Origin of the sequence: Streptomyces sp. NPDC015125, assembly GCF_043080045.1 — a bacterium.
Lineage (GTDB): Bacteria > Actinomycetota > Actinomycetes > Streptomycetales > Streptomycetaceae > Streptomyces.
The window spans coordinates 1-20,360 of the sequence record NZ_JBIBVF010000014.1 but is presented as its reverse complement, the minus strand read 5'-3'; the positions used below and the strand labels follow the sequence as shown (position 1 = coordinate 20,360).

Sequence of the window (20,360 nt, the reverse complement as noted above, 5' to 3'; positions counted from 1 at the left end):
CGATCCCTCACACCCAGCAGCCCCGATCCCTCACACCCAGCTAGCCCCGATCCCTCACACCCAGCAGCCCCGATCCCTCACACCCACCCAACGGAGGCCCCGCGGTGAGCGAACTGCCGCAACAGCTGGCCAACGGACTCATCCTCGGCGCGATGTACGGACTCATCGCGATCGGCTACACGATGGTCTACGGAATCGTCCAGCTCATCAACTTCGCCCACGGCGAGATATTCATGGTCGGCGGCTTCGGAGCGCTCAGCGTCTTCCTCGCTCTCCCCGCCGGCACCTCACTCGCCCTCGCCCTGCCGGTCATGCTCCTCGGCGGCATCGCCGTATCCGTCCTCGCCGGCATCGCCGCCGAACGATTCGCCTACCGACCGCTGCGCGGCGCACCCCGCCTCGCCCCGCTCATCACCGCCATCGGCCTGTCCATCGCCCTCCAGCAAGCCATCTGGAAGTGGTACCCCGACGGCAAACAGGCCCGCGTCTTCCCCCAGTTCAAGGGCCACGCCCTCGACATCCTGGGCGCCACCGTCCAGCGCGGCGACCTCTTCGTCCTCATCGCCGCCCCCACCTGCATGATCGCCCTCGGCTTCTTCGTCGCCAAAACCCGCAGCGGCCGCGCCATGCAGGCCACCGCGCAGGACCCCGACACCGCCAAGCTCATGGGCATCAACACCGACCGCATCATCGTCCTCGCCTTCGCGATCGGCGCCGCCTTCGCCGGCGTCGCCGCCGTCGCCTACGGCCTGCGCACCGGCGAAGTCCAGTTCCGCATGGGCTTCATCATGGGCCTCAAGGCCTTCACCGCAGCCGTGCTCGGCGGCATCGGCAACATCTACGGAGCCATGCTCGGCGGCGTCGTCCTGGGCATCGCCGAAGCCCTCGCCACCGCCTACATCGAGGACATACCCGGCATGGAGCAATTCGGCGGCGGAGCCTGGAAGGACGTCTGGGCCTTCGTCCTCCTCATCCTCGTACTCCTGCTCAGACCACAAGGCCTCCTGGGCGAACGCGTCGCGGATCGGGCGTGATAGCGATGACCACTGACACCACCACACTGCCCGCCCGCGGCCTGCTCCCCCTCCCGGAACGCACCGCGCGTCTCCTCACCGCCGCGGGCGCCCTCGCCACCGCTGCCACCACCGGCCTCGCCTGGACCTGGAGCAGCGACTTCCCCGGCGACCTCACCTACTACCTCTCCCCCGCCGGACTGCAGGTCGTCACCCTCGCCGGCGGCATCCTCACCCTGCTGTTCGCCCTCGCGGCACTCGGCATCCGCGGCCTGCAGTGGCTCACCCCCGCAGGACGCAACGCCCCCACCCTCCTCGCCGCCCTCGCCACCTTCGCCGCCACCTGGTTCACCCTCATCGCCATCGCCGTCCACCTCCACGGCCTGATCAACCTCGAACCCGGCGGCGCCCTCGCGGCCGTCACCTCCCTGCTCACCCTGGCCGGCGCCCTCGCCCTGCCCCCCGACCAAGCCGCCGACCGGCCGCCGTCGGGCCCCTGGCAGCGCTTCACCGCCACCCTCGCCACCGGCCCCCTGCGACGCCCCACCCGCCAACTCCCCTCCTGGGCCGAGATCCTGATCATCGCGGCCGCCTTCGCCGCCGGGCTCCTCGCCTTCACCTACGGCATCGACACCGATGACGGCGCACCCTTCGTCGGCTACCTGATCTTCATGGTGCTCGCCGTCCCCGCCGTCCACCGGGCCGGACTCATCGCCCGCCTCACCGCCCTCACCCACACCCACCGCGGAGTGGCCCTCGGCGCGGCCTTCCTCGCCGCCGCCTGCTTCCCCTTCACCCAGGACACCGACCAGTACACGATCATCGGGGCCAACATCCTGATCTTCGCCACCGTCGCCCTGGGCCTCAACGTCGTCGTCGGCCTCGCCGGGCTCCTCGACCTCGGGTACGTCGCCTTCCTCGGCGTCGGCGCCTACGCCGCCGCCCTCGTCTCCGGCTCCCCCGAATCCGCCTTCGGACTCCACTTCCCCTTCTGGGCGGCCCTCCTCACCGGCGCCGCCGCCTCCCTCGTCTTCGGCGTCCTCATCGGCGCACCGACACTGCGCCTACGCGGCGACTACCTCGCCATCGTCACCCTCGGCTTCGGTGAGATCTTCCGCATCGCCATGCTCAACCTCAACGGCACCACCGGGCCCGACATCACCAACGGCGCCATGGGCATCCCCAACATCCCCAACCTCGAAATCTTCGGCTTCAACTTCGGCGAACCCCACGACATCCTCGGCATCCCCCTTGCCACCTACGGCAACTACTACCTGCTGATGATCCTCGTGACGGCCTTCGTCGTCCTCGTCTTCCGGCGCGCCGCAGCCTCCCGTATCGGCCGCGCCTGGATCGCCATCCGCGAAGACGAAACCGCCGCCATCGCCATGGGCATCAACAGCTTCCGCCTCCGCCTCCTCGCCTTCGCCCTCGGCGCGTCCCTCGCCGGACTCGCCGGCACCGTCCACGCCCACGTCGTCACCACCGCCACCCCCGAACAGTTCCAGTTCGCCGGCCCCCAACCCCCCAACTCCGCCTTCCTCCTCGCCGCCGTCATCCTCGGCGGCATGGGAACCCTCAGCGGACCCCTCGTCGGCGCCGCCCTCCTCTTCCTCATCCCGGCCAAGCTCGACTTCATCCAGGACTACCAACTCCTGCTCTTCGGCATCGCCCTCGTCCTCCTCATGCGCTTCCGCCCCGAAGGCCTCATCCCCGACCGCAGGAAGCAACTCGAATTCCACGAAACCGGCCAACTCGACGTGCCCGACCAGCGCCTCCCCGACGCAGACGCCACCCTCGGCGCCACCCAGGCAAAGGCGTGACGACCATGACCACACCCTCCAGCCTCGCACCCGCCACTGACACCGACACCGTCCTGCGAGCCGACGGCGTCACCATGCGCTTCGGCGGACTCACCGCCGTACGCGGCGTCAGCCTCACCGTCGGCGCCGGCGAAATCGTCGGCCTCATAGGCCCCAACGGCGCCGGAAAAACCACCTTCTTCAACTGCCTCACCGGCCTGTACGTGCCCACCGAAGGCACCGTCAGCTACCGAGGCACCCGCCTCTCCCGCAAACCCCACCTCGTCACCCAGGCCGGCGTCGCCCGCACCTTCCAGAACATCCGCCTCTTCGCCAACATGACCGTGCTCGAAAACGTCCTCGTCGGACGGCACACCCGCACCAAAGAAGGGCTCTGGTCCGCGCTCCTGCGCGGCCCCGGCTTCAAAAAGGCCGAACGCACCAGCGAACAACGCGCCATGGAACTCCTGGAATTCACCGGCCTCGCCCACAAACGCGATCACCTCGCCCGCAACCTCCCCTACGGCGAACAACGCAAGCTCGAAATCGCCCGCGCCCTCGCCAGCGAACCCGGACTGCTGCTCCTGGACGAGCCCACCGCCGGCATGAACCCCCAGGAAACCCGCGCCACCCAGGACCTCGTCCTCGCCATCCGCGCCCAGGGCACCGCCGTCCTCGTCATCGAGCACGACATGCGCTTCATCTTCAACCTCTGCGACCGCGTCGCCGTCCTCGTCCAAGGACAGAAACTCGTCGAAGGCACCGCCGAGGTCGTCCAGGCCGACGAACGCGTCATCGCCGCCTACCTCGGCACACCGGTCGAGGGCATGCCGACGCCGGACGACACCACGGACCCGGACGGAACACCAGCCCTGGCAGCCCCGGCAGCCCCGAAGGACACGGCACCCACGCCGAAAGCACCCACCACCCCCGACGCAGCAAAACCCGACGGGCCACCAGAACCCGACGGGCCAGGCGAACCCGACGGGTCAGGCAAACCCGACGGGACAGGAGACCCCGGCGCATCCGACGGGACACCCCCGCCAGACCAGCCGGCCCAGGGACAGACCGGAGACACCCCATGACCGCACTGCTCCAAGTCGAGGACCTCCGCGTCGCCTACGGCAAGATCGAAGCCGTCAAAGGCATCTCGTTCTCCGTCGAAGCAGGACAGGCCGTCACCCTCATCGGCACCAACGGCGCGGGCAAAACCACCACCCTGCGCACCCTCTCCGGCCTCCTCAAGCCCCTCGCCGGCAAGATCACCTTCGATGGCGAGCCCCTCGACGGCGTCCCCGCCCACAAGATCGTCGAACGCGGCCTCGCCCACTCCCCCGAGGGTCGCCGCCTCTTCCCCCGCCTCACCATCGCCGAAAACCTCCAGCTCGGCGCCTTCCTCCGCAAGGACGCCGACGGCATCGAGAAAGACATCCAACGCGTCTACGAGCTCTTCCCCATCCTCGGCGAACGCAGCAAACAAGCCTCCGGCACCCTCTCCGGCGGCGAACAGCAAATGCTCGCCATGGGCCGCGCCCTGATGTCCCGCCCCAAGCTCCTCATGCTCGACGAGCCCTCCATGGGCCTCTCCCCGATCATGATGCAGAAGATCATGGAAACCATCCGCGAACTCCGCTCCCAAGGCACCACCATCCTCCTCGTCGAACAGAACGCCCAGGCCGCACTCTCCCTCGCCGACCAAGGACACGTCATGGAGATCGGCCGCATCGTCCTCTCCGGCAGCGGCGCATCCCTCCTCCACGACGAATCCGTCCGCAAGGCCTACCTCGGCGAGGACTGACCCCCACCCGCCCCGACGCGAACGGCCCCGCACCGACGATGATCGGTACGGGGCCGCTCGCACACTCAGGACGAGCCCGGCTGCTCCCGGGCTACTGGTCCTTCTGCTGCTTCTTCTCCTCGGCGTCCTCGATGACCGCCTCGGCCACCTGCTGCATCGACAGCCGGCGGTCCATCGACGTCTTCTGGATCCACCGGAACGCGGCCGGCTCCGTCAGCCCGTACTGCGTCTGCAGAATGCTCTTCGCCCGGTCCACCAGCTTCCGGGTCTCCAACCGCTGCGTGAGGTCCGCGACCTCCTGCTCCAGCGTCCGCAGCTCGGTGAACCGGCTCACCGCCATCTCGATCGCGGGAACCACATCGGTCTTCGAGAACGGCTTCACCAGATACGCCATCGCGCCCGCGTCCCGCGCCCGCTCCACCAGCTCACGCTGCGAGAACGCGGTCAGCATCAGCACCGGCGCGATGCTCTCCTCGGCGATCTTCTCGGCCGCCGAGATGCCGTCCAGCACCGGCATCTTGACGTCCAGGATCACCAGGTCGGGACGGTGCTCCCGGGCCAGTTCCACGGCCGTCCGGCCGTCCCCGGCCTCACCGACGACGGTGTAGCCCTCTTCCTCCAGCATCTCTTTGAGGTCGAGACGAATGAGGGCCTCGTCCTCGGCGATCACGACGCGCGTGGTCAGCGGCGGGACGTGCGACTGATCGTCATCGGCGACGGGCGGCTCGGGCTCGGCGGCGCTCACGGGACTCCTCATTCCAGGCAGGTGGTGCTCCATGAGCCTACCTAGCTCCTGTAAGGTGGTCCCACAGCAGGTGGGCGTTAACCTTGGATTCCGCTGGCCCCGGTAGCCCAATTGGCAGCAGGCAATGGATTCAAAACCCATACAGTGTCGGTTCGAGTCCGACCCGGGGCACTTTTCCTTCGATTCCAAGGTCATCTAAACTTCGGGAATATTCGCTCGATGGAGCGAACGAACACTCGAACAGTGGCCCCGTGCCGTCGCTCCGGCCAAGCTCGCATCCATGTACGACCGGGAAACCCGCGAGCGCACCCTCGCCCTCGTCGCCCAAGGCCGCAGCCTCAGCGCAGTGAGCAAACAGACCGGGATATCCCGGTACGCGATCCGCTCCTGGCAGACCAGGATCGCGCCGCTCTCACGCACGACGGAATGCCCGCGATGCAGGTCGGTGCCGCAACCGCCTGAGGCAGCTGGGGCATACGCCTACTTACTCGGCCTCTACCTCGGCGACGGCTGCCTCAGCAGGCAGCCTCGACGGCACGGATATGTGCTGCGCATCGCCTGCGCGGATGCCTGGCCGGGGCTGATCGTCGCGTGCCGCGAGGCGGTGAAGGCCGTCCGCCCGACGAACAGCGCGTGCATCGTCCAGCGCGAGGGCTGCGTCATGGTGACGAGTTACAGCCACCATTGGCCTTGCCTGTTCCCTCAACACGGCCCCGGCAAGAAGCACGAACGACGGATCACCCTCGAACCCTGGCAGCAACGGATCGTGGACGAGCACCCCTGGGAGTTCCTCCGCGGACTCATCCACTCCGACGGCTGCCGGATCACCAACTGGACGACTCGTTCGGTAGGCGGCGAACGGAAACGCTACGAGTATCCGCGGTACTTCTTCACCAATATGTCCGCCGACATCATCCGCCTGTACACCGACACCCTCGACACAGTCGGGGTCGAGTGGAAGCCGGCGCGGCAATCCCGCAGGGCGCAGAACATCTCCGTCGCCCGCAAAGCCTCCGTCGCCCTCATGGACCGACACATCGGGCCGAAGTACTGACAGGGACGGCGGTCAGGTACCTCGGCCCAGCGGAATCGCGGTGCGGGTGGGGCTACTTCGGGGAGTCGTCCTCGCCGATGTGGTGGACGCGGACGAGGTTGGTGGAGCCGGGGACTCCGGGCGGGGAGCCGGCCGTGATGATGACGACGTCGCCCTGCTGGCAGCGGCCGATCTTGAGGAGCTGCTCGTCGACCTGGGCGACCATCTCGTCGGTGGAGTCGACGGTCGGGCCGAGGAAGGTTTCCACGCCCCAGCTGACGTTGAGCTGGGAGCGGGTGGCCGGGTCGGGGGTGAAGGCCAGCAGCGGGATGGGCGAGCGGTAGCGGGAGAGGCGCCGGACGGTGTCGCCGGATTGGGTGAAGGCGACGAGGAACTTGGCGCCGAGGAAGTCGCCCATGTCGGCCGCGGCGCGGGCGACGGCACCGCCCTGGGTGCGGGGCTTGTTGGCCTCGGTGAGCGGCGGGAGGCCCTTGGCGAGGAGGTCTTCCTCGGCGGCCTCGACGATGCGGCTCATCGTCTTGACGGTCTCGGTGGGGTATTTGCCGACGCTGGTTTCGCCGGAGAGCATGACGGCGTCGGTGCCGTCGATGACGGCGTTGGCGACGTCGGAGGCTTCGGCGCGGGTGGGGCGGGAGTTGTCGATCATCGAGTCGAGCATCTGGGTGGCGACGATGACCGGTTTGGCGTTGCGCTTGGCGAGTTTGATGGCGCGCTTCTGGACGATCGGGACGGTTTCGAGGGGCATTTCGACGCCGAGGTCGCCGCGGGCGACCATGATGCCGTCGAAGGCCGCGACGATGTCGTCGATGTTCTCGACGGCCTGGGGCTTTTCGACCTTGGCGATGACGGGGAGGAAGCGGTCTTCCTCGCGCATGATGCGGTGGACGTCGTCGATGTCGCGGCCGCTGCGGACGAAGGAGAGGGCGATGATGTCGGCGCCGTAGCGCAGGGCCCAGCGGAGGTCGTCCTGGTCCTTGTCGGAGAGGGCGGGGACGGAGACCGCGACGCCGGGGAGGTTGAGGCCTTTGTGGTCGGAGACCATGCCGCCTTCGACGACCCTGGTACGGACGTGGGGTCCGTCGACGTCGGTGACTTCGAGGGTGACTTTTCCGTCGTCGATGAGGATGCGTTCGCCGGTGGTGACGTCGGCGGCGAGGCCGTGGTAGGTGGTGCCGCAGATCTGGCGGTCGCCTTCGACGGCGGGTTCCACGGTGATGGTGAACTCGTCGTCGCGTTCGAGAAGTACAGGGCCTTCGCGGAATCGGCCGAGTCGGATCTTCGGGCCTTGAAGGTCGGCGAGGATGCCGACGCTGCGGCGGGTTTCTTCGGAGGCTTTGCGGACCCGGTCGAATCGTGCCTCGTGTTCGGCGTAGGTGCCGTGGCTGAGGTTGAAGCGGGCGATGTCCATTCCGGCGTCGACGAGGGCTTTGATCTGCTCGTACGAGTCGGTGGCGGGTCCCAGTGTGCAGACGATCTTTGCTCGGCGCATGTTTCGACTCTATGACTTACCGGGCGGTAGGGAACGGTAGGAAAGTGACTGCCCAACGAGCGCTTGATGAAAGGCTGTTGACAAGTAATGGAATGGGCGCAACGGCGCTCCGATGAGCAGAATTTCATTCCGTGCGCGTGGTCTCACAGTACGGGGCGGGTCATCGTAAAGCGTGCGTTGACATGGGCATAGACGGCTTGGCGCTGGGGTTCGAGGTCGAGGGCGGGGGCGGATTCCTGGACGGCGGCACGGCTGTGGCCGGCGAAGCCGCGCATGCCGGGGGCGGCGGTGGGGGCGGTGTTCTCGGCGCCGAGGTCGGCGATTTCGAGGAGGGCGTCGAGGCGGGCACCGAGGGCTTCGGCGTATTCGCGGGCGCGCTGGACGGCTTCGCGGACGGCTTGGGTGCGGGCGGCCCGGTGGGCGGGTGAGTCGGGGCGCAGGTCCCACCACGGGCCGTCGACGCGGGTGAGGTCGAGGTCGGCGAGGCGGGTGGTGAGTTCGCCGAGCGTGGTGAAGTCGTTGAGGGTGGCGGTGTGGGTGACGCGTCCGTGGTAGGCGCGGACGCGTTCGTGGCGGCCTTTCTCGGTGAGCTGGGGGGTGAGGCTGAAGGTGCCGGTTTCGAGTTTTTCGATGGCGTCGCCGTAGCTCTTGATGAGGGTGAGGGCTTGTTCGTTGCGTCGGGTGAGGTCCGTGAGGGCGGCGGTGCGGTCGGTGCCGCGGGCGCTGACGGTGACGGCGAGGCGGGCGATTTCCGGGTCGACGTCGAGGCGGGCTTCGCCGCGTACGGCGAGGCGGGGGGTGTCGGGGGTGCCGTACGGGAGGGCGGTCGGGGTGCTGCCGGTGGCGGGGACGGCGGGGGTGGAGGTCGTGTCGGTGGGGTCGGTCATGGTGGCTCCCGGGTTTCGGGGGTGGGTGTCCGGTGGGCGGGGTGTGCGGGTGTGGGGTGTGCGGGTGTGGGGTGTGGGTGGTGCAGGGTCGCATATCGGGGCGGGTCGGGGTGGGGCATCCCGGGGGTGCCGGGTGAGGGGTGTTGCGCGGGTGGTGGCTGCGCCAGAATCTACGCGCGTTGTCCCGCTGTGTGGCGGCGCGCATCGGCGTTTTGGCGTTCATCCAAGGGAGTTGGCATGTCGCTCGACCGTAGGAAGTTCTTGGGGCGTTCCGTGGTGACGGGGGCCGGGGTGGCGCTCGCGGGGGCGGCGGGTGTGCCGGCGGCGGGGGCGGTGGCGGCCCGGGGCCCCGGTGACCACGGTCACCGGCGGGAGCGGTACGCCTTCACGGTCATGGGCACGACGGATCTGCACGGCAATGTCTTCAACTGGGACTACACCACGGACGCGGAGTTCGACGATGCGGCGCACAACGACGTCGGCCTGGCGAAGATTTCGACGCTGGTGACTCGGGTGCGGCGGGAGAAGGGCCGGCGGCACACTCTGCTGATCGATGCGGGTGACACCATTCAGGGCACGCAGCTGGCGTATTACTACGCCAAGGTGGACCCGATCACGGATCCGAACGGGCCGGTGCATCCGATGGCGCGGGCGATGAATGCGATCGGCTATGACGCCGCGGCGTTGGGGAATCATGAGTTCAATTACGGCATTCCGGTGTTGCGGAAGTTCGAGGAGACCTGTGATTTTCCGCTGCTGGGGGCGAATGCGGTGGATGCGAAGTCGCTGCGGCCGGCGTTCCGGCCGTATGTGCTGAAGCGGTTGCGGTCACCGCGCGGGCGGGAGGTGAAGGTGGCGGTGCTGGGTTTGACGAATCCGGGGATCGCGATCTGGGACAAGGCGCATGTGCAGGGGAAGCTGGCGTTTCCGGGGCTGGTGGAGCAGGCGGCGAAGTGGGTGCCGAAGCTGCGGTCGATGGGCGCGGATGTGGTGATGGTGGCGGCGCATTCGGGGATGAGTGGTACTTCGTCGTACGGGGATCAGTTGCCGTATGTGGAGAATGCGGCGGCGTTGGTGGCGGAGCAGGTGCCGGGGATCGATGCGATTTTGGTGGGGCATGCGCATGTGGAGGTTCCCGAGCGGCGGGTGGTGAATAAGGAGTCGGGCCGTGAGGTGGTGTTGTCGGAGCCGTTGAAGTGGGGGCAGCGGCTGACGCTTTTCGATGTGGTGGTGGAGTGGCGTCGGGGGCGTTGGGAGGTGGGGTCGGTCGGTTCGCGGGTCTTGAATACGAATGCGGTGGCGGAGGATGCGCGGATCACGGGGTTGTTGCGGGCGGAGCACCGGAAGGTCGTGGCGTATGTGAACCGGGTGATCGGCCGGTCGAAGGCGGAGATGACGGCGGCCGAGGCGCCGGTGAAGGACTCGCCGGTATTGGACTTCATTGCGTTTGTGCAGGCGGAGGTGGTGCGTAAGGCGCTTGCGGGGTCGGCGTATGCGTCGTTGCCGGTGTTGTCGCAGGCGTCGTGCTTTTCGCGTACCGCGAGGGTGCCGGAGGGGGAGGTGACGATCCGGTCGATGGCGGGGCTGTATCCGTTCGACAACACGCTGGAGGCGCGGGTGTTGACGGGTGCGCAGGTGCGGGCGTATTTGGAGTTTTCGGCGCGGTATTACGTGCAAACGGCGGCCGGTGGTCCGGTGGATCCGTCGAAGGTCACGAATGCGGACGGTACGCCGGATTACAACTATGACGTGGTGAGCGGCGTCTCGTACGAGGTCGATATCGCTAAGCCGGCGGGGCAGCGGATCGGGAAGCTGATGTTCGACGGGAGGCCGCTGGATGATGCGGCGCGGTTTGTGCTGGCGGTGAATAACTACCGGGCGAGTGGTGGCGGTAATTTCCCGCATGTGGCGGCCGCGGAGCAGGTGTGGTCGACGTCCGACGAGATCCGGAATTTGATTGTCGGGTGGGTTCAGGAGAGCGGGCAGATCGATCCTGCGGAGTTTGCTTCGGTGGACTGGAAGCTGACGCGGGACGGGGTGCCGGTGTTCTGAGTTCCGGTTGACCGCCGGGGCCGCGGGAGGCACGGGGGGGCGGGAGGCACGGAGGGCGGGAGCACGGGGGCGGGGCACAGGGCGCGCCGTCCGGGGGCGGCCGTGGTCTCTTCCGGGTCCGCGGCGCTCCCCCGGCTCCCGTGGGCCTGGTGGCGCGTACCGGGCGGACGTGGCTGGGAGGGGCCGGGGTCAGCGGCGGGGGACGAGGGTGGAGCCCTGGCGGGGGACCATGCCGGTGCGTCCCGTCGACGGCTGGGGCAGGCCGAAGCTGGTGAAGGCGGTGCGGGTGGGGAGGGGGTAGGGGGTGTTGTCGGTGAGGGAGTTGAGGATGGTGGCGCTGCGCCAGGCGGCGAGGCCGAGGTCGGGGGTGCCCACGCCGTGGGTGTGGGTTTCGGCGTTCTGGACGTAGACCGAGCCGGTGATGGCGGGGTCGAGGACGAGGCGGTGGTGTGTGTCGATGCGGGGGCGGGCGCCGGAGTCACGGCGTACGTAGGGGTCGATGGCGGCGAGCAGGGTGTCCATGCGGCGTTCGCGGTAGCCGGTGGCGAGGATGACGGCATCGGTGGTGAGGCGGGAGCGGGTGCCTTGCTGGATGTGGTCGAGGTGGAGTTCGACCTTGGTGGTGCCGACGCGGCCGGCGGTGCGGACGAAGACTCCGGGGGTGAGGGTGGCGTCGGGCCAGCCGCCGTCGAGGGTGCGGCGGTAGAGCTCGTCGTGGATGGCGCCGAGGGTGGCGTGGTCGATGGCTTTGTGGAGCTGCCATTGGCCGGGGACGAGGTCGTCGCGGACGCGTTCGGGCAGGGCGTGGAAGTAGCGGGTGTAGTCGGGGGTGAAGTGTTCGAGTCCGAGTTTGCTGTATTCCATGGGGGCGAAGGCGGGGGTGCGGGCGAGCCAGTGGAGGCGTTCGCGGCCGGCGGGGCGGGCGCGGAGCTGGTCGAGGAAGATTTCGGCGCCTGACTGGCCGGCGCCGATGACGGTGACGTGGTCGGCGTTGAGCAGGCTTTCGCGGTGGTCGAGGTAGTCGGCGGAGTGGATGACGGGGACGGCGGGGGCCTCGGCGAGGGGGCGGAGGGGGACGGGGATGTGGGGGGTGGTGCCGATGCCGAGGACGAGGTTGCGGGCGTAGGTGCGGCCCAGGGCTTCGGCTTCGCCTTCGGTGTCGAGCTGGGTGAAGTCGACTTCGAAGACTTCGTGTTCGGGGTTCCAGCGGACGGCGTCGATCTGGTGGCCGAAGTGGAGGCTCGGGAGGTTTTCGCTGACCCAGCGGCAGTAGGCGTCGTATTCGGCGCGGTGGAGGTGGAAGCGTTCGGCGAAGTAGAAGGGGAAGAGGCGTTCGCGGGTTTTGAGGTAGTTGAGGAAGGTCCAGGGGCTGGCGGGGTCGGCGAGGGTGACCAGGTCGGCGAGGAAGGGGACCTGGAGGGTGGCGCCGTCGATCAGGAGGCCGGGGTGCCAGTGGAAGGCGGGGCGCTGGTCGTAGAAGGCGGTGCGGAGGGGGGTGAGGGGGTGGGCGAGGGCGGCGAGGGAGAGGTTGAAGGGGCCGATGCCGATGCCCGCGAGGTCGAGGGGTTCGCCGGGGCTCGCGGTGTCGGTGGTGAGGGGGGTTTCCGGGTGCGGGGTGGCGCTCATCGAGGCGTGTGGCCTTCCACGAGTTTGAGGAGGGTGGTCAGGTCTCCGGGTTGGGTGTGGGGGTTGAGGAGGGTGGCTTTGAGCCAGAGGCCGGTGGGGGTGGTGGCGCGGCCGAGGACGGCCTGTCCGTCGGTGAGGAGGGTGCGGCGGATGGTGGCGAGGGTGGTGTCGTCGGCACCGGTGGGGCGGAAGAGGACGGTGCTGAGGGCGGGGCGGGAGTGGAGTTCGTAGCGGGGGTGGGCCTCGATGAGGTCGGCGAGGGTCTGCGCGGCGGCGAGGGTGCGGTCGACGAGTTCGCCGAGGCCGTGGCGGCCGAGGGCTTTGAGGGTGACGGCGATTTTGAGGATGTCGGGGCGGCGGGTGGTGCGCAGGGAGCGGCTGAGCAGGTCGGGGAGGCCGGCTTCGGTGTCGTCGTCGGCGTTGAGGTAGTCGGCCTGGTGGGTGAGGGGGGCCAGGGTGGCGGGGTCGGGGACGGCGAGGAGGCCGGCCGCGACGGGTTGCCAGCCGAGTTTGTGCAGGTCGAGGGCGACGGTGTGGGCGCGGGCGAGGCCGTTCAGTGCGCTGCGGTGGGTGTCGCTGAAGAGGAGACCTCCGCCGTAGGCGGCGTCGATGTGGAAGCGGGCGCCGTGCTGGTCGGCGAGGTCGGCGAGGGCGGGGAGGGGGTCGAGGGCGCCGGAGTCGGTGGTGCCTGCAGTGGCGGTGAGGAGGACGGGGCCGGTGCGGCCGGCGAGGTTGGCGAGGCAGGTGTGGACGGTGTCGGGGGTGAGGATGCCGTCGGGGGTGGGGAGGGTGAGGGGTTCGGGGAGGCCGAGGAGCCAGGCGGAGCGGTGGATGCTGTGGTGGGCGTTGGCGCCGCAGACGATCTGGAGGGGTGGGGCGGGCCGGTGGGGGTCGGTCGCGGTGCCGCCGGGGGCGGTGGCTTCGCGGGCGAGGAGGAGGGCGAGCTGGTTGGACTCGGTGCCGCCGGTGGTGATCAGAGCGTCGGGGTCGGTGGCCTGGGGGTAGACCAGCGCGGCGAGTTCACGGCAGGCGAGGGCTTCCAGTGCGGAGGCGGCGGGGGCCTGGTCCCAGGAGTCCATGGAGGGGTTGAGGGCGCCGGCGGCGAGGTCCGCGGCGGTGGCGAGGGCCAGGGGCGGGCAGTGCAGATGTGCGGCGCAATGGGGGTCGGCGGGGTCGGCGGCGCCGGCGGCGAGGGTGTGGACGAGGGTGCGCAGGGCGGCGTGCGGTCCGGTGCCGTGGTCGGGGAGCAGGGGGTGGCAGGCTTCGCGTACGGCGCGGGTGACGGTGGCGGGGCCGCCGGGCGGGAGGGGGCCGGCCCGGTCCTCGGCGCCGGTGGTGAGGGCGTCGAGGACGGTGTCGAGGAGGGGGCGGAGCGCGCGGGGGCCGTTGGTGCCGCCTGCGAGGGCGGTGCCGGCAGGGGGCACGGGCATCAATGTGCTCTTCTGTCAGGGGAGTTGGGGCGTCGATCCCATGCGGATCAGCCCTTAGGCAGCCCAAAGTTACTTTCCCTGTACAGCCGGTAGCCACTGATCGCGGTCATACCACCCGTAAGTGGTACGGGTGTACCGCAGGTGTTCGGGTGCCGTCGGCCTGCCGGCCGCGGCGGCGTTCGTTCGAGGCCGAGGGCGGGGCGGCACCCGTCTCGTGGTGGCCGCGAGGGCGGCCTCGGTCAGGTGCCGACGTAGGCCGCGAGGTGCTCGCCGGTGAGGGTGGAGCGGGCGGCGACGAGGTCGGCGGGGGTGCCCTCGAAGACGATCCGGCCGCCGTCGTGGCCGGCACCGGGGCCGAGGTCGATGATCCAGTCGGCATGCGCCATGACCGCCTGGTGGTGCTCGATGACGATGACCGACTTGCCGGAGTCGACGAGCCGGTCGAGCAGGCCGAGCAGCTGCTCGACGTCGGCGAGGTGGAGGCCGGCGGTCGGTTCGTCGAGGAGGTAGACGCCGCCCTTCTCGGCCATGTGGGTGGCCAGCTTGAGCCGCTGCCGCTCGCCGCCGGACAGCGTGGTGAGCGGCTGGCCGAGGCTGAGGTAGCCGAGCCCGACGTCGGCGAGCCTGCCGAGGATGCGGTGCGCGGCCGGCGTGCGGGCCGCGCCGTCGCCGAAGAACTCTTCGGCCTCGGTCACCGACATCGCGAGCACCTCGCTGATGTCGCGGCCGCCGAAGTGGTGGTCCAGGACCGATGCCTGGAACCGCTTCCCCTCGCACTCCTCGCAGGTGGAGGCGACGCCGGCCATCATCGCCAGATCGGTGAAGACGACGCCGGCGCCGTTGCAGGTGGGGCAGGCGCCCTCGGAGTTGGAGCTGAACAGCCCCGGCTTCACGCCGTTGGCCTTGGCGAACGCCTTGCGGATCGGGTCGAGCAGTCCGGTGTACGTCGCCGGGTTGCTCCGTCGTGAGCCGCGGATCGCGGTCTGGTCGACCGACACCACGCCGTCGCCGTCGCCGGCGGCCCCTGGCCGTCCCGGCAGCGACCCGTGCACGAGCGAGCTCTTTCCGGAGCCGGCGACGCCGGTGACGACGGCCAGCACCCCGAGCGGGATGTCGACGTCGACGCCGCGCAGGTTGTGCGTCGTCGCGCCGCGGATCTCCAGCCTGCCGGTGGGGGTGCGCACGGTCTCCTTGACGGCGGCCCGGTCGTCGAAATGGCGGCCGGTGACGGTGCCGCCGGCCCGCAGCCCCTCGACGGTGCCCTCGAAGCAGACCGTGCCGCCCGCCGCACCGGCGCCGGGGCCCAGGTCGACGACGTGGTCGGCGATCGCGATCGTCTCCGGCTTGTGCTCCACGACGAGCACGGTGTTGCCCTTGTCCCGCAGCCGCAACAGCAGGTTGTTCATCCGCTGGATGTCATGGGGGTGCAGACCCGTGGTGGGCTCGTCGAAGACGTAGGTGGTGTCGGTGAGCGAGGAACCGAGGTGGCGGATCATCTTGACGCGCTGCGCCTCACCGCCCGACAGCGTGCCCGACGCCCGGTCGAGCGAGAGGTAGCCGAGGCCGATCTCGGTGAACGAGTCGAGAGTCTGCTGCAGCGCGGTGAGCAGGGGCGCCACCGAGGGCTCGTCGAGGCCGCTGACCCATGCGGCCAGGTCGCTGATCTGCAGGGCACAGGCGTCGGCGATGCTGAGCTCGCCGATGCGCGAGGACCGGGCCCCCTCACTGAGCCGGGTGCCGTCGCACTCGGGGCAGGTGGTGAAGGTGACCGCCCGCTCCACGAACGCCCGGATATGCGGCTGCAGCGCCTCCTTGTCCTTGGACAGGAAGGACTTCTGGATCTTGGGGATCAGCCCTTCGTAGGTGAGGTTGACGCCCTCGACCTTCACCTTGGTCGGCTCCCGGTGGAGGAAGTCGTGCATCTCCTTCTTGGTGAACTTGCGGATCGGCTTGTCCGGGTCGAGCAGGCCCGACTCGGCGTAGACCCGCACGGTCCAGAAGCTGTCGGACTTCCAGCCGGGGATGGTGAACGCGCCCTCGGCGATCGACTTGGAGTCGTCGTAGAGCTGGGTGAGGTCGATGTCGGAGACCGTGCCGCGGCCTTCGCAGCGCGTACACATGCCGCCGGTGCGGGTGAAGGTCGCCTTCACCGCCTTGCGGGCTCCGCGCTCGACGGTGATGGCACCGCTTGCCCGGACCGAGGGGACGTTGAAGGCGTAGGCGCCGGGCGGGCCGATGTGCGGCTTCCCGAGCCGGCTGAAGAGGATGCGCAGCATCGCGTTGGCGTCGGTGACGGTGCCGACCGTGGAGCGGGCGTCGGCCCCCATCCGCTGCTGGTCGACGATGATCGCGGTCGTCAGCCCTTCGAGGACGTCGACCTCGGGCCGCGCCAGCGTCGGCATGAAGCCCTGCACGAAGGCGCTGTAGGTCTCGTTGATCAGCCGCTGCGACTCCGCGGCGATCGTGTGGAAGACCAGCGAGCTCTTGCCCGAGCCGGAGACGCCGGTGAACACCGTCAGCCGGCGCTTCGGGATCTCGATGCTGACGTCCTTGAGGTTGTTCTCGCGCGCGCCGTGCACGCGGATCAGATCGTGGCTGTCGGCAGCGTGCGGCGCGGGCGACTGCGGGTCCGTCCTCGTGGCCTTGCTCATCGTGTCTCCATCCGGGAGGAGGGGCCGCCTTCGCAGTCTCCGTCGGCGTCGCCCGGCTCGGTCTGACCGGCTCCGAGGGTAACGCCTGGTTCTGCCACGTCGGAGGGGTCGCGGAAACGATCGCCGTCCGCCTGATCGGCAGCGCCGGCCGGGGTGCGCGATGCCCGCCCGGCCGGCGTGCCGGCCCGGCCTGCGACCGTCGCGCAGCGGCTCGCGGCCGGGCATCCGGTTCACCTCACGCCCGGCCTGGAAGCGGCAGGGAGCGAGGGGGCGGCGCTCACCGGTCCTGAAGCAGCCCGAGGACGTTGCCGTCGGGGTCGGTGACGGTGGCCACCAGGCGGCCGCCGCCGACGTCGTGCGCGGGCTCCTTCACGGTGGCGCCCGCGGCCGTCACCTCGGCCAGCTTCGCCTCGATGTCCGGCACGTGCCAGTAGGCCACCGGTGCGGTCATGCCCTGCGGTCCGCCGCCCGGCACCAGCCCGATGTGCTGGCCCGCGGCCTCGAAGCCGACGTAGTAGGACTCGTCGGCCTGCGGTGGTACGCCGAGCAGGGCGGCGTAGACCGCCTTGGCCGCCGCCAGGTCGGACACGGGATGCAGCACGGTCTTGATTCCCTGGGTGGCAGAGCCGGTCATGATCACTCCTGAGGTCGTGGGGCATATCGTCCGGTATGTCCCATCGAGCTTAGGGACGAACGGGATGCCCGGGAACCGACATGCCGGGCCGGCCGTGAGCCGGGGAGGCCCGGGCATCCCGCCGTAGGCGAGGCCGGTACGGGACGACGGGTCCCGGCTAGGCGCTCCCGGCCGCCGCGGCGCGTACCGTCAGCGCCCTGCGCAGATCATCGAGCTGGTCGATGAGTTTGCGGCGCAGGGCGGGCGTCGGGTCGCCGTCGGTGAGGCAGGCCTCGCCGCGCCGGAGGGTGTCCTCCTCGACGAAGACGGCGGGGAAGGCGTGGCGGCCGGCGGCTTCGGCGAGGGCGGGGCCGCGGGCGGCGGCGAGGGCGGGGACGTCGGTGAAGTAGCGGGCGGCGTAGGGGCGGAGCAGGTCGTGCTGTTCGGGTGCCCAGAAGCCGGTGGCGGTGGCGGTGAAGAGGTAGTTGGACAGGGCGGCTTTGCCGTCGGTGGTGAACAGGGCGCCCCAGGCAGCTTGTTTGGCGGCCGGGTCGGGAAGCGCGGCGTGGCAGTGGGCGGCGCCTTCGCGGCCGGTGGCGCTGGGGTCGCGGGCGAGTTCGGCGTCGATGGTGGCGCGGAGGTCATCGAGTGGCGCCGCGCCGAGGGTGGCGAGCCGGCCGAGGATGCGCCAGCGCAGTTCGGGGTCGAGGCGCGGGCCGCCGGGGACGCCGCCGTCGTCGAGCCAGTCCTGGATCCCTTCGGGCGTGGTGGCGCTGTCGATGAAGGTGCGGACGGCGGTGAGCCGCAGCCCCGCCTCCGAGCCGTGTTCGGGGCCTTCGGTGCGGCGGAGTATGTCGCGGCTGAGGGAGGTGAGAGTGGTGAGGGCGGTGCGGCGTTCGACGGGGGCGAGGTAGCGGTCGGCGATCTGGGTGCGGGCGAAGGCCAGGGCGCCTTGGACGACGGCGAGGTCGGTTTCGTACGGGAGGTGGGTGCGGGCGGCGTCGAGGTAGGCGGCGGGGGCGAGTTGGCCGTCGCGGACCATGTCGCGGGCGGCGTTCCACACCACGGCGCGGGTCAGCGGTTCGGGAAGTCCGGAGAGTGCACCGAGGGCGGTGTCCCAGGAGACCGGGTCGAGGCGGACCTTGGCGTAGGTGAGGTCCCGGTCGTTGAGGAGGAGCAGGGCGGGGCGGCCGCCCGTGGCGGAGTGACCGCCGCCGTCGGGCACGTCCCAGGACAGCGGCTCGCGCGGGACGAGGCGGCCCGGGGTGGTGCGGTCGTGGTCGTAGAGACCGATGGTGAGCCGGTGCGGGCGGGTGCCGTCCTGGCTTCCGGTCTGCTCGACGGACACGCTCCAGTGGCCGTCCGTGCCTTCTTGTACGACGGGGGTCAGGGTGTCGACTCCGGTGGTGCGCAGCCAGCGCCCGGCCCAGGCGTGGACGTCGCGCTCGGTGGCGCGGGAGAGGGAATCGATGAAGTCGGCGAGGGTGGCGTTGCCGAAGCGGTGCCGGGCGAAGTGGTCGTTGATACCGGCGAGGAAGTCCTTCTCCCCCATCCAGGCGACGAGTTGGCGCAGTGCGGAGGCGCCCTTGGCGTAGGAGATGCCGTCGAAGTTGGTGAGCGCCGAGGTGGTGTCGGGGACGTCCTCGGGGGCGGGGGCGACGGGGTGGGTGGACGGGCGCTGGTCGGCGTCGTAGCCCCAGCCCTTGCGCGCGATGGCGAAGTCGGTCCAGGTGTCGGTGAAGCGAGTGGCTTCGGCCAGGACCTGGTAGCCCATGTATTCGGCGAAGGACTCGTTCAGCCAGATGTCGTCCCACCATTGGAGGGTGACGAGGTCGCCGAACCACATATGGGCCATTTCATGGGAGATGACCATGCCGCGGGTCTGGCGTTCGGTGTCCGTGACGGCGGAGCGGAAGACGAATTCGTCGCGGAAGGTGACCAGGCCGGGGTTCTCCATGGCGCCGGCGTTGAACTCTGGGACAAATGCCTGGTCGTAGGAGTCGAAGGGGTAGGGCTCCGCGAAGATCTGGTGGTAGCGGTCGAAGCAGCGCCGGGTGAGGTCGAGGATTTCGTCGGCGTCGGCGTCGAGGTACGGGGCCAGGGAGCGGCGGCAGTGGAGGCCGAAGGGCAGTCCGGCGTGTTCGGTGCGTACGGAGTGCCAGGGGCCGGCGGCGACGGCGACGAGGTACGTGGAGATCAGGGGGGTGGGGGCGAGGGTCCAGTGGCCGGGGTCGCCTTGGGCGGCGATGCCGTTGCCGAGGACGGTCCAGTCGGTGGGGGCGGTGACGGTGAGGGCGAAGACTGCCTTGAGGTCGGGCTGGTCGAAGGCGGCGAAGACGCGCTGGACGTCCTCCATGAACAGCTGGGTGTAGACGTAGCTCTCGCCGTCGGCGGGGTCGGTGAAGCGGTGCATGCCTTCGCCGGTGCGGGAGTAGCGCATGGTGGCGTCCAGGCACAGTTCGTGGGCGCCGGGGGTGAGTCCGGTGAGCGGGAGGCGGTTGTCCTCCAGGGCCGCGGGGTCGAGGGGGTGGCCGTCGAGGGTGGCGGAGTGCAGCTCGGCGGGTTTGACCTCGACGAAGGTGTCGCCGTCTGCGTGCGCGGTGAAGTGGACGACCGTACGGGAGGCGAAATGCTCCTCGCCTCGGGTGAGGTCGAGGGCGATGTCGTAACGGTGGACGTCGATGAGCCGGGCTCGGGTCTGCGCCTCGTCGCGCTGCAGTGCGGGCATGACGTCATGCTGCCGTACGGCCGGTGGGCGGTGCACGGGGGTTTGGAGAGGTCGGCGCCTTTACGGAGGTGGGGCGGCCGGGGGGCAGGGTCTCGTTCGTGCGGTCCGGCGGGTGGGGTTGGTGCCTTAGCCGTGGGGGTCGTGTGGCATGGGGGTCGTGTGTCATGGGGCTTGGGGCTCGTGTGCCGTGGGGCTCGTGTGCCGTGTCCGGCTGGGGGGGGGCTGGCGCGGTGCGGTGTTCGTGAGTGCCGCTGGGGCCGGAGGGGACGCACCGGAACCCTCCCCCAGCCTTCGGCCGGGAGGTGCCCCCACGGCGCGGGCGGCTCTGGTACGTGGAATTGATTGCCCCGGCGTTCGCTCCGGTCCTGCGGGCGGGTCCCGGTGCATCCCCTCCGGCCTTCGTCCGTTCCCGTCTGCCGCCCGGTGGCACCGTCCGTCACCGATCACAAGCGCACGCCGCCTCCGGCCAAGG

The 20,360-nt window shown here is 69.9% G+C and carries 14 protein-coding genes and 1 tRNA gene; 7 read left to right on the top strand and 8 right to left on the bottom strand.

Going from position 1 to position 20,360, the window contains the following annotated elements; all coding sequences use genetic code 11:
- Nucleotides 1-104 precede the first annotated feature (104 nt).
- The 4 genes from ACF088_RS25935 to ACF088_RS25920 are packed head-to-tail and all read left to right on the top strand — an operon-like array spanning nt 105 to nt 4,613.
- A complete protein-coding gene (locus tag ACF088_RS25935; protein WP_392378210.1) occupies nt 105-1,034 on the top strand; it encodes a branched-chain amino acid ABC transporter permease in 930 nt (309 codons plus the stop codon).
- 5 nt (nt 1,035-1,039) lie between these two features.
- Nucleotides 1,040-2,836: a branched-chain amino acid ABC transporter permease gene (locus tag ACF088_RS25930; RefSeq protein ID WP_392378209.1), complete on the top strand. Its 1,797-nt coding sequence runs from the start codon at nt 1,040-1,042 to the stop codon at nt 2,834-2,836.
- Nucleotides 2,837-2,841: 5 nt separating this feature from the next.
- On the top strand, nt 2,842-3,900 hold the full coding sequence (locus ACF088_RS25925; RefSeq protein WP_392378208.1) for an ABC transporter ATP-binding protein: 1,059 nt from the start codon (nt 2,842-2,844) through the stop codon (nt 3,898-3,900).
- Entirely contained in the window at nt 3,897-4,613 is a 717-nt protein-coding gene (locus ACF088_RS25920; RefSeq protein ID WP_311623370.1) for an ABC transporter ATP-binding protein, read from the top strand. Before ACF088_RS25925 ends, ACF088_RS25920 begins: the two co-directional genes overlap by 4 nt.
- Nucleotides 4,614-4,704: 91 nt before the next feature.
- Here the strand turns inward: ACF088_RS25920 and ACF088_RS25915 are convergent, their stop codons facing one another.
- Nucleotides 4,705-5,358 (bottom strand): ANTAR domain-containing response regulator, encoded by a 654-nt coding sequence (locus ACF088_RS25915; RefSeq protein ID WP_392378207.1) that lies wholly within the window; start codon nt 5,356-5,358, stop codon nt 4,705-4,707.
- A 96-nt stretch (nt 5,359-5,454) separates the two neighbouring features.
- Between ACF088_RS25915 and ACF088_RS25910 the strand changes: the two genes are divergently transcribed.
- A tRNA-Leu gene (locus ACF088_RS25910) sits at nt 5,455-5,529 on the top strand.
- 109 nt (nt 5,530-5,638) lie between these two features.
- Complete coding sequence (locus ACF088_RS25905) at nt 5,639-6,412, top strand: transcriptional regulator (protein ID WP_392378206.1); 774 nt, start codon at nt 5,639-5,641, stop codon at nt 6,410-6,412.
- Nucleotides 6,413-6,464: 52 nt separating this feature from the next.
- Here ACF088_RS25905 and pyk read toward each other — a convergent pair whose 3' ends face one another.
- Together pyk and ACF088_RS25895 are read right to left on the bottom strand one after the other, a co-directional pair.
- Complete coding sequence (pyk, locus tag ACF088_RS25900; RefSeq protein ID WP_392378204.1) at nt 6,465-7,901, bottom strand: pyruvate kinase; 1,437 nt, start codon at nt 7,899-7,901, stop codon at nt 6,465-6,467.
- Between the two features lie 143 nt (nt 7,902-8,044).
- Nucleotides 8,045-8,788: an SIMPL domain-containing protein gene (locus ACF088_RS25895; protein WP_392378203.1), complete on the bottom strand. Its 744-nt coding sequence runs from the start codon at nt 8,786-8,788 to the stop codon at nt 8,045-8,047.
- Nucleotides 8,789-9,025: 237 nt separating this feature from the next.
- Here ACF088_RS25895 and ACF088_RS25890 point away from each other — a divergent pair, with 237 nt between their 5' ends.
- Nucleotides 9,026-10,840: a bifunctional metallophosphatase/5'-nucleotidase gene (locus ACF088_RS25890; RefSeq protein WP_392378202.1), complete on the top strand. Its 1,815-nt coding sequence runs from the start codon at nt 9,026-9,028 to the stop codon at nt 10,838-10,840.
- Between the two features lie 189 nt (nt 10,841-11,029).
- On the opposite strand, the gene ACF088_RS25885 is transcribed toward ACF088_RS25890, so the two are convergent.
- The 5 genes from ACF088_RS25885 to pepN all read right to left on the bottom strand — a co-directional run bounded on the left by ACF088_RS25885 (nt 11,030) and on the right by pepN (nt 19,888).
- Nucleotides 11,030-12,466, bottom strand: a complete 1,437-nt coding sequence (locus ACF088_RS25885; protein WP_392378201.1) for a lysine N(6)-hydroxylase/L-ornithine N(5)-oxygenase family protein — start codon at nt 12,464-12,466, stop codon at nt 11,030-11,032.
- Nucleotides 12,463-13,896, bottom strand: a complete 1,434-nt coding sequence (locus ACF088_RS25880; protein ID WP_392378200.1) for a pyridoxal phosphate-dependent decarboxylase family protein — start codon at nt 13,894-13,896, stop codon at nt 12,463-12,465. Before ACF088_RS25880 ends, ACF088_RS25885 begins: the two co-directional genes overlap by 4 nt.
- A 239-nt stretch (nt 13,897-14,135) precedes the next feature.
- The gene (locus ACF088_RS25875; protein ID WP_392378199.1) at nt 14,136-16,547 is read right to left on the bottom strand and encodes an ATP-binding cassette domain-containing protein; all 2,412 of its coding nucleotides are present in this window, start codon (nt 16,545-16,547) and stop codon (nt 14,136-14,138) included.
- 277 nt (nt 16,548-16,824) lie between these two features.
- Complete coding sequence (locus ACF088_RS25870; protein ID WP_392378198.1) at nt 16,825-17,181, bottom strand: VOC family protein; 357 nt, start codon at nt 17,179-17,181, stop codon at nt 16,825-16,827.
- 157 nt (nt 17,182-17,338) lie between these two features.
- Complete coding sequence (gene pepN, locus ACF088_RS25865) at nt 17,339-19,888, bottom strand: aminopeptidase N (protein WP_392378197.1); 2,550 nt, start codon at nt 19,886-19,888, stop codon at nt 17,339-17,341.
- Nucleotides 19,889-20,360: the final 472 nt, after the last annotated feature.

Excerpts from the sequence above, each read along its gene's own strand:
- ACF088_RS25925 (WP_392378208.1), top strand. The coding sequence starts at position 2,842 with ATGACCACACCCTCCAGCCTCGCACCCGCCACTGACACCGACACCGTC.
- ACF088_RS25920 (WP_311623370.1), top strand. The coding sequence starts at position 3,897 with ATGACCGCACTGCTCCAAGTCGAGGACCTCCGCGTCGCCTACGGCAAG.
- ACF088_RS25890 (WP_392378202.1), top strand. The coding sequence starts at position 9,026 with ATGTCGCTCGACCGTAGGAAGTTCTTGGGGCGTTCCGTGGTGACGGGG.
- ACF088_RS25880 (WP_392378200.1), bottom strand. The coding sequence starts at position 13,896 with ATGCCCGTGCCCCCTGCCGGCACCGCCCTCGCAGGCGGCACCAACGGC.
- pyk (WP_392378204.1), bottom strand. The coding sequence starts at position 7,901 with ATGCGCCGAGCAAAGATCGTCTGCACACTGGGACCCGCCACCGACTCG.
- ACF088_RS25905 (WP_392378206.1), top strand. The coding sequence starts at position 5,639 with ATGTACGACCGGGAAACCCGCGAGCGCACCCTCGCCCTCGTCGCCCAA.
- ACF088_RS25930 (WP_392378209.1), top strand. The coding sequence starts at position 1,040 with ATGACCACTGACACCACCACACTGCCCGCCCGCGGCCTGCTCCCCCTC.
- pepN (WP_392378197.1), bottom strand. The coding sequence starts at position 19,888 with ATGCCCGCACTGCAGCGCGACGAGGCGCAGACCCGAGCCCGGCTCATC.
- ACF088_RS25870 (WP_392378198.1), bottom strand. The coding sequence starts at position 17,181 with ATGACCGGCTCTGCCACCCAGGGAATCAAGACCGTGCTGCATCCCGTG.
- ACF088_RS25885 (WP_392378201.1), bottom strand. The coding sequence starts at position 12,466 with ATGAGCGCCACCCCGCACCCGGAAACCCCCCTCACCACCGACACCGCG.
- ACF088_RS25895 (WP_392378203.1), bottom strand. The coding sequence starts at position 8,788 with ATGACCGACCCCACCGACACGACCTCCACCCCCGCCGTCCCCGCCACC.
- ACF088_RS25875 (WP_392378199.1), bottom strand. The coding sequence starts at position 16,547 with ATGAGCAAGGCCACGAGGACGGACCCGCAGTCGCCCGCGCCGCACGCT.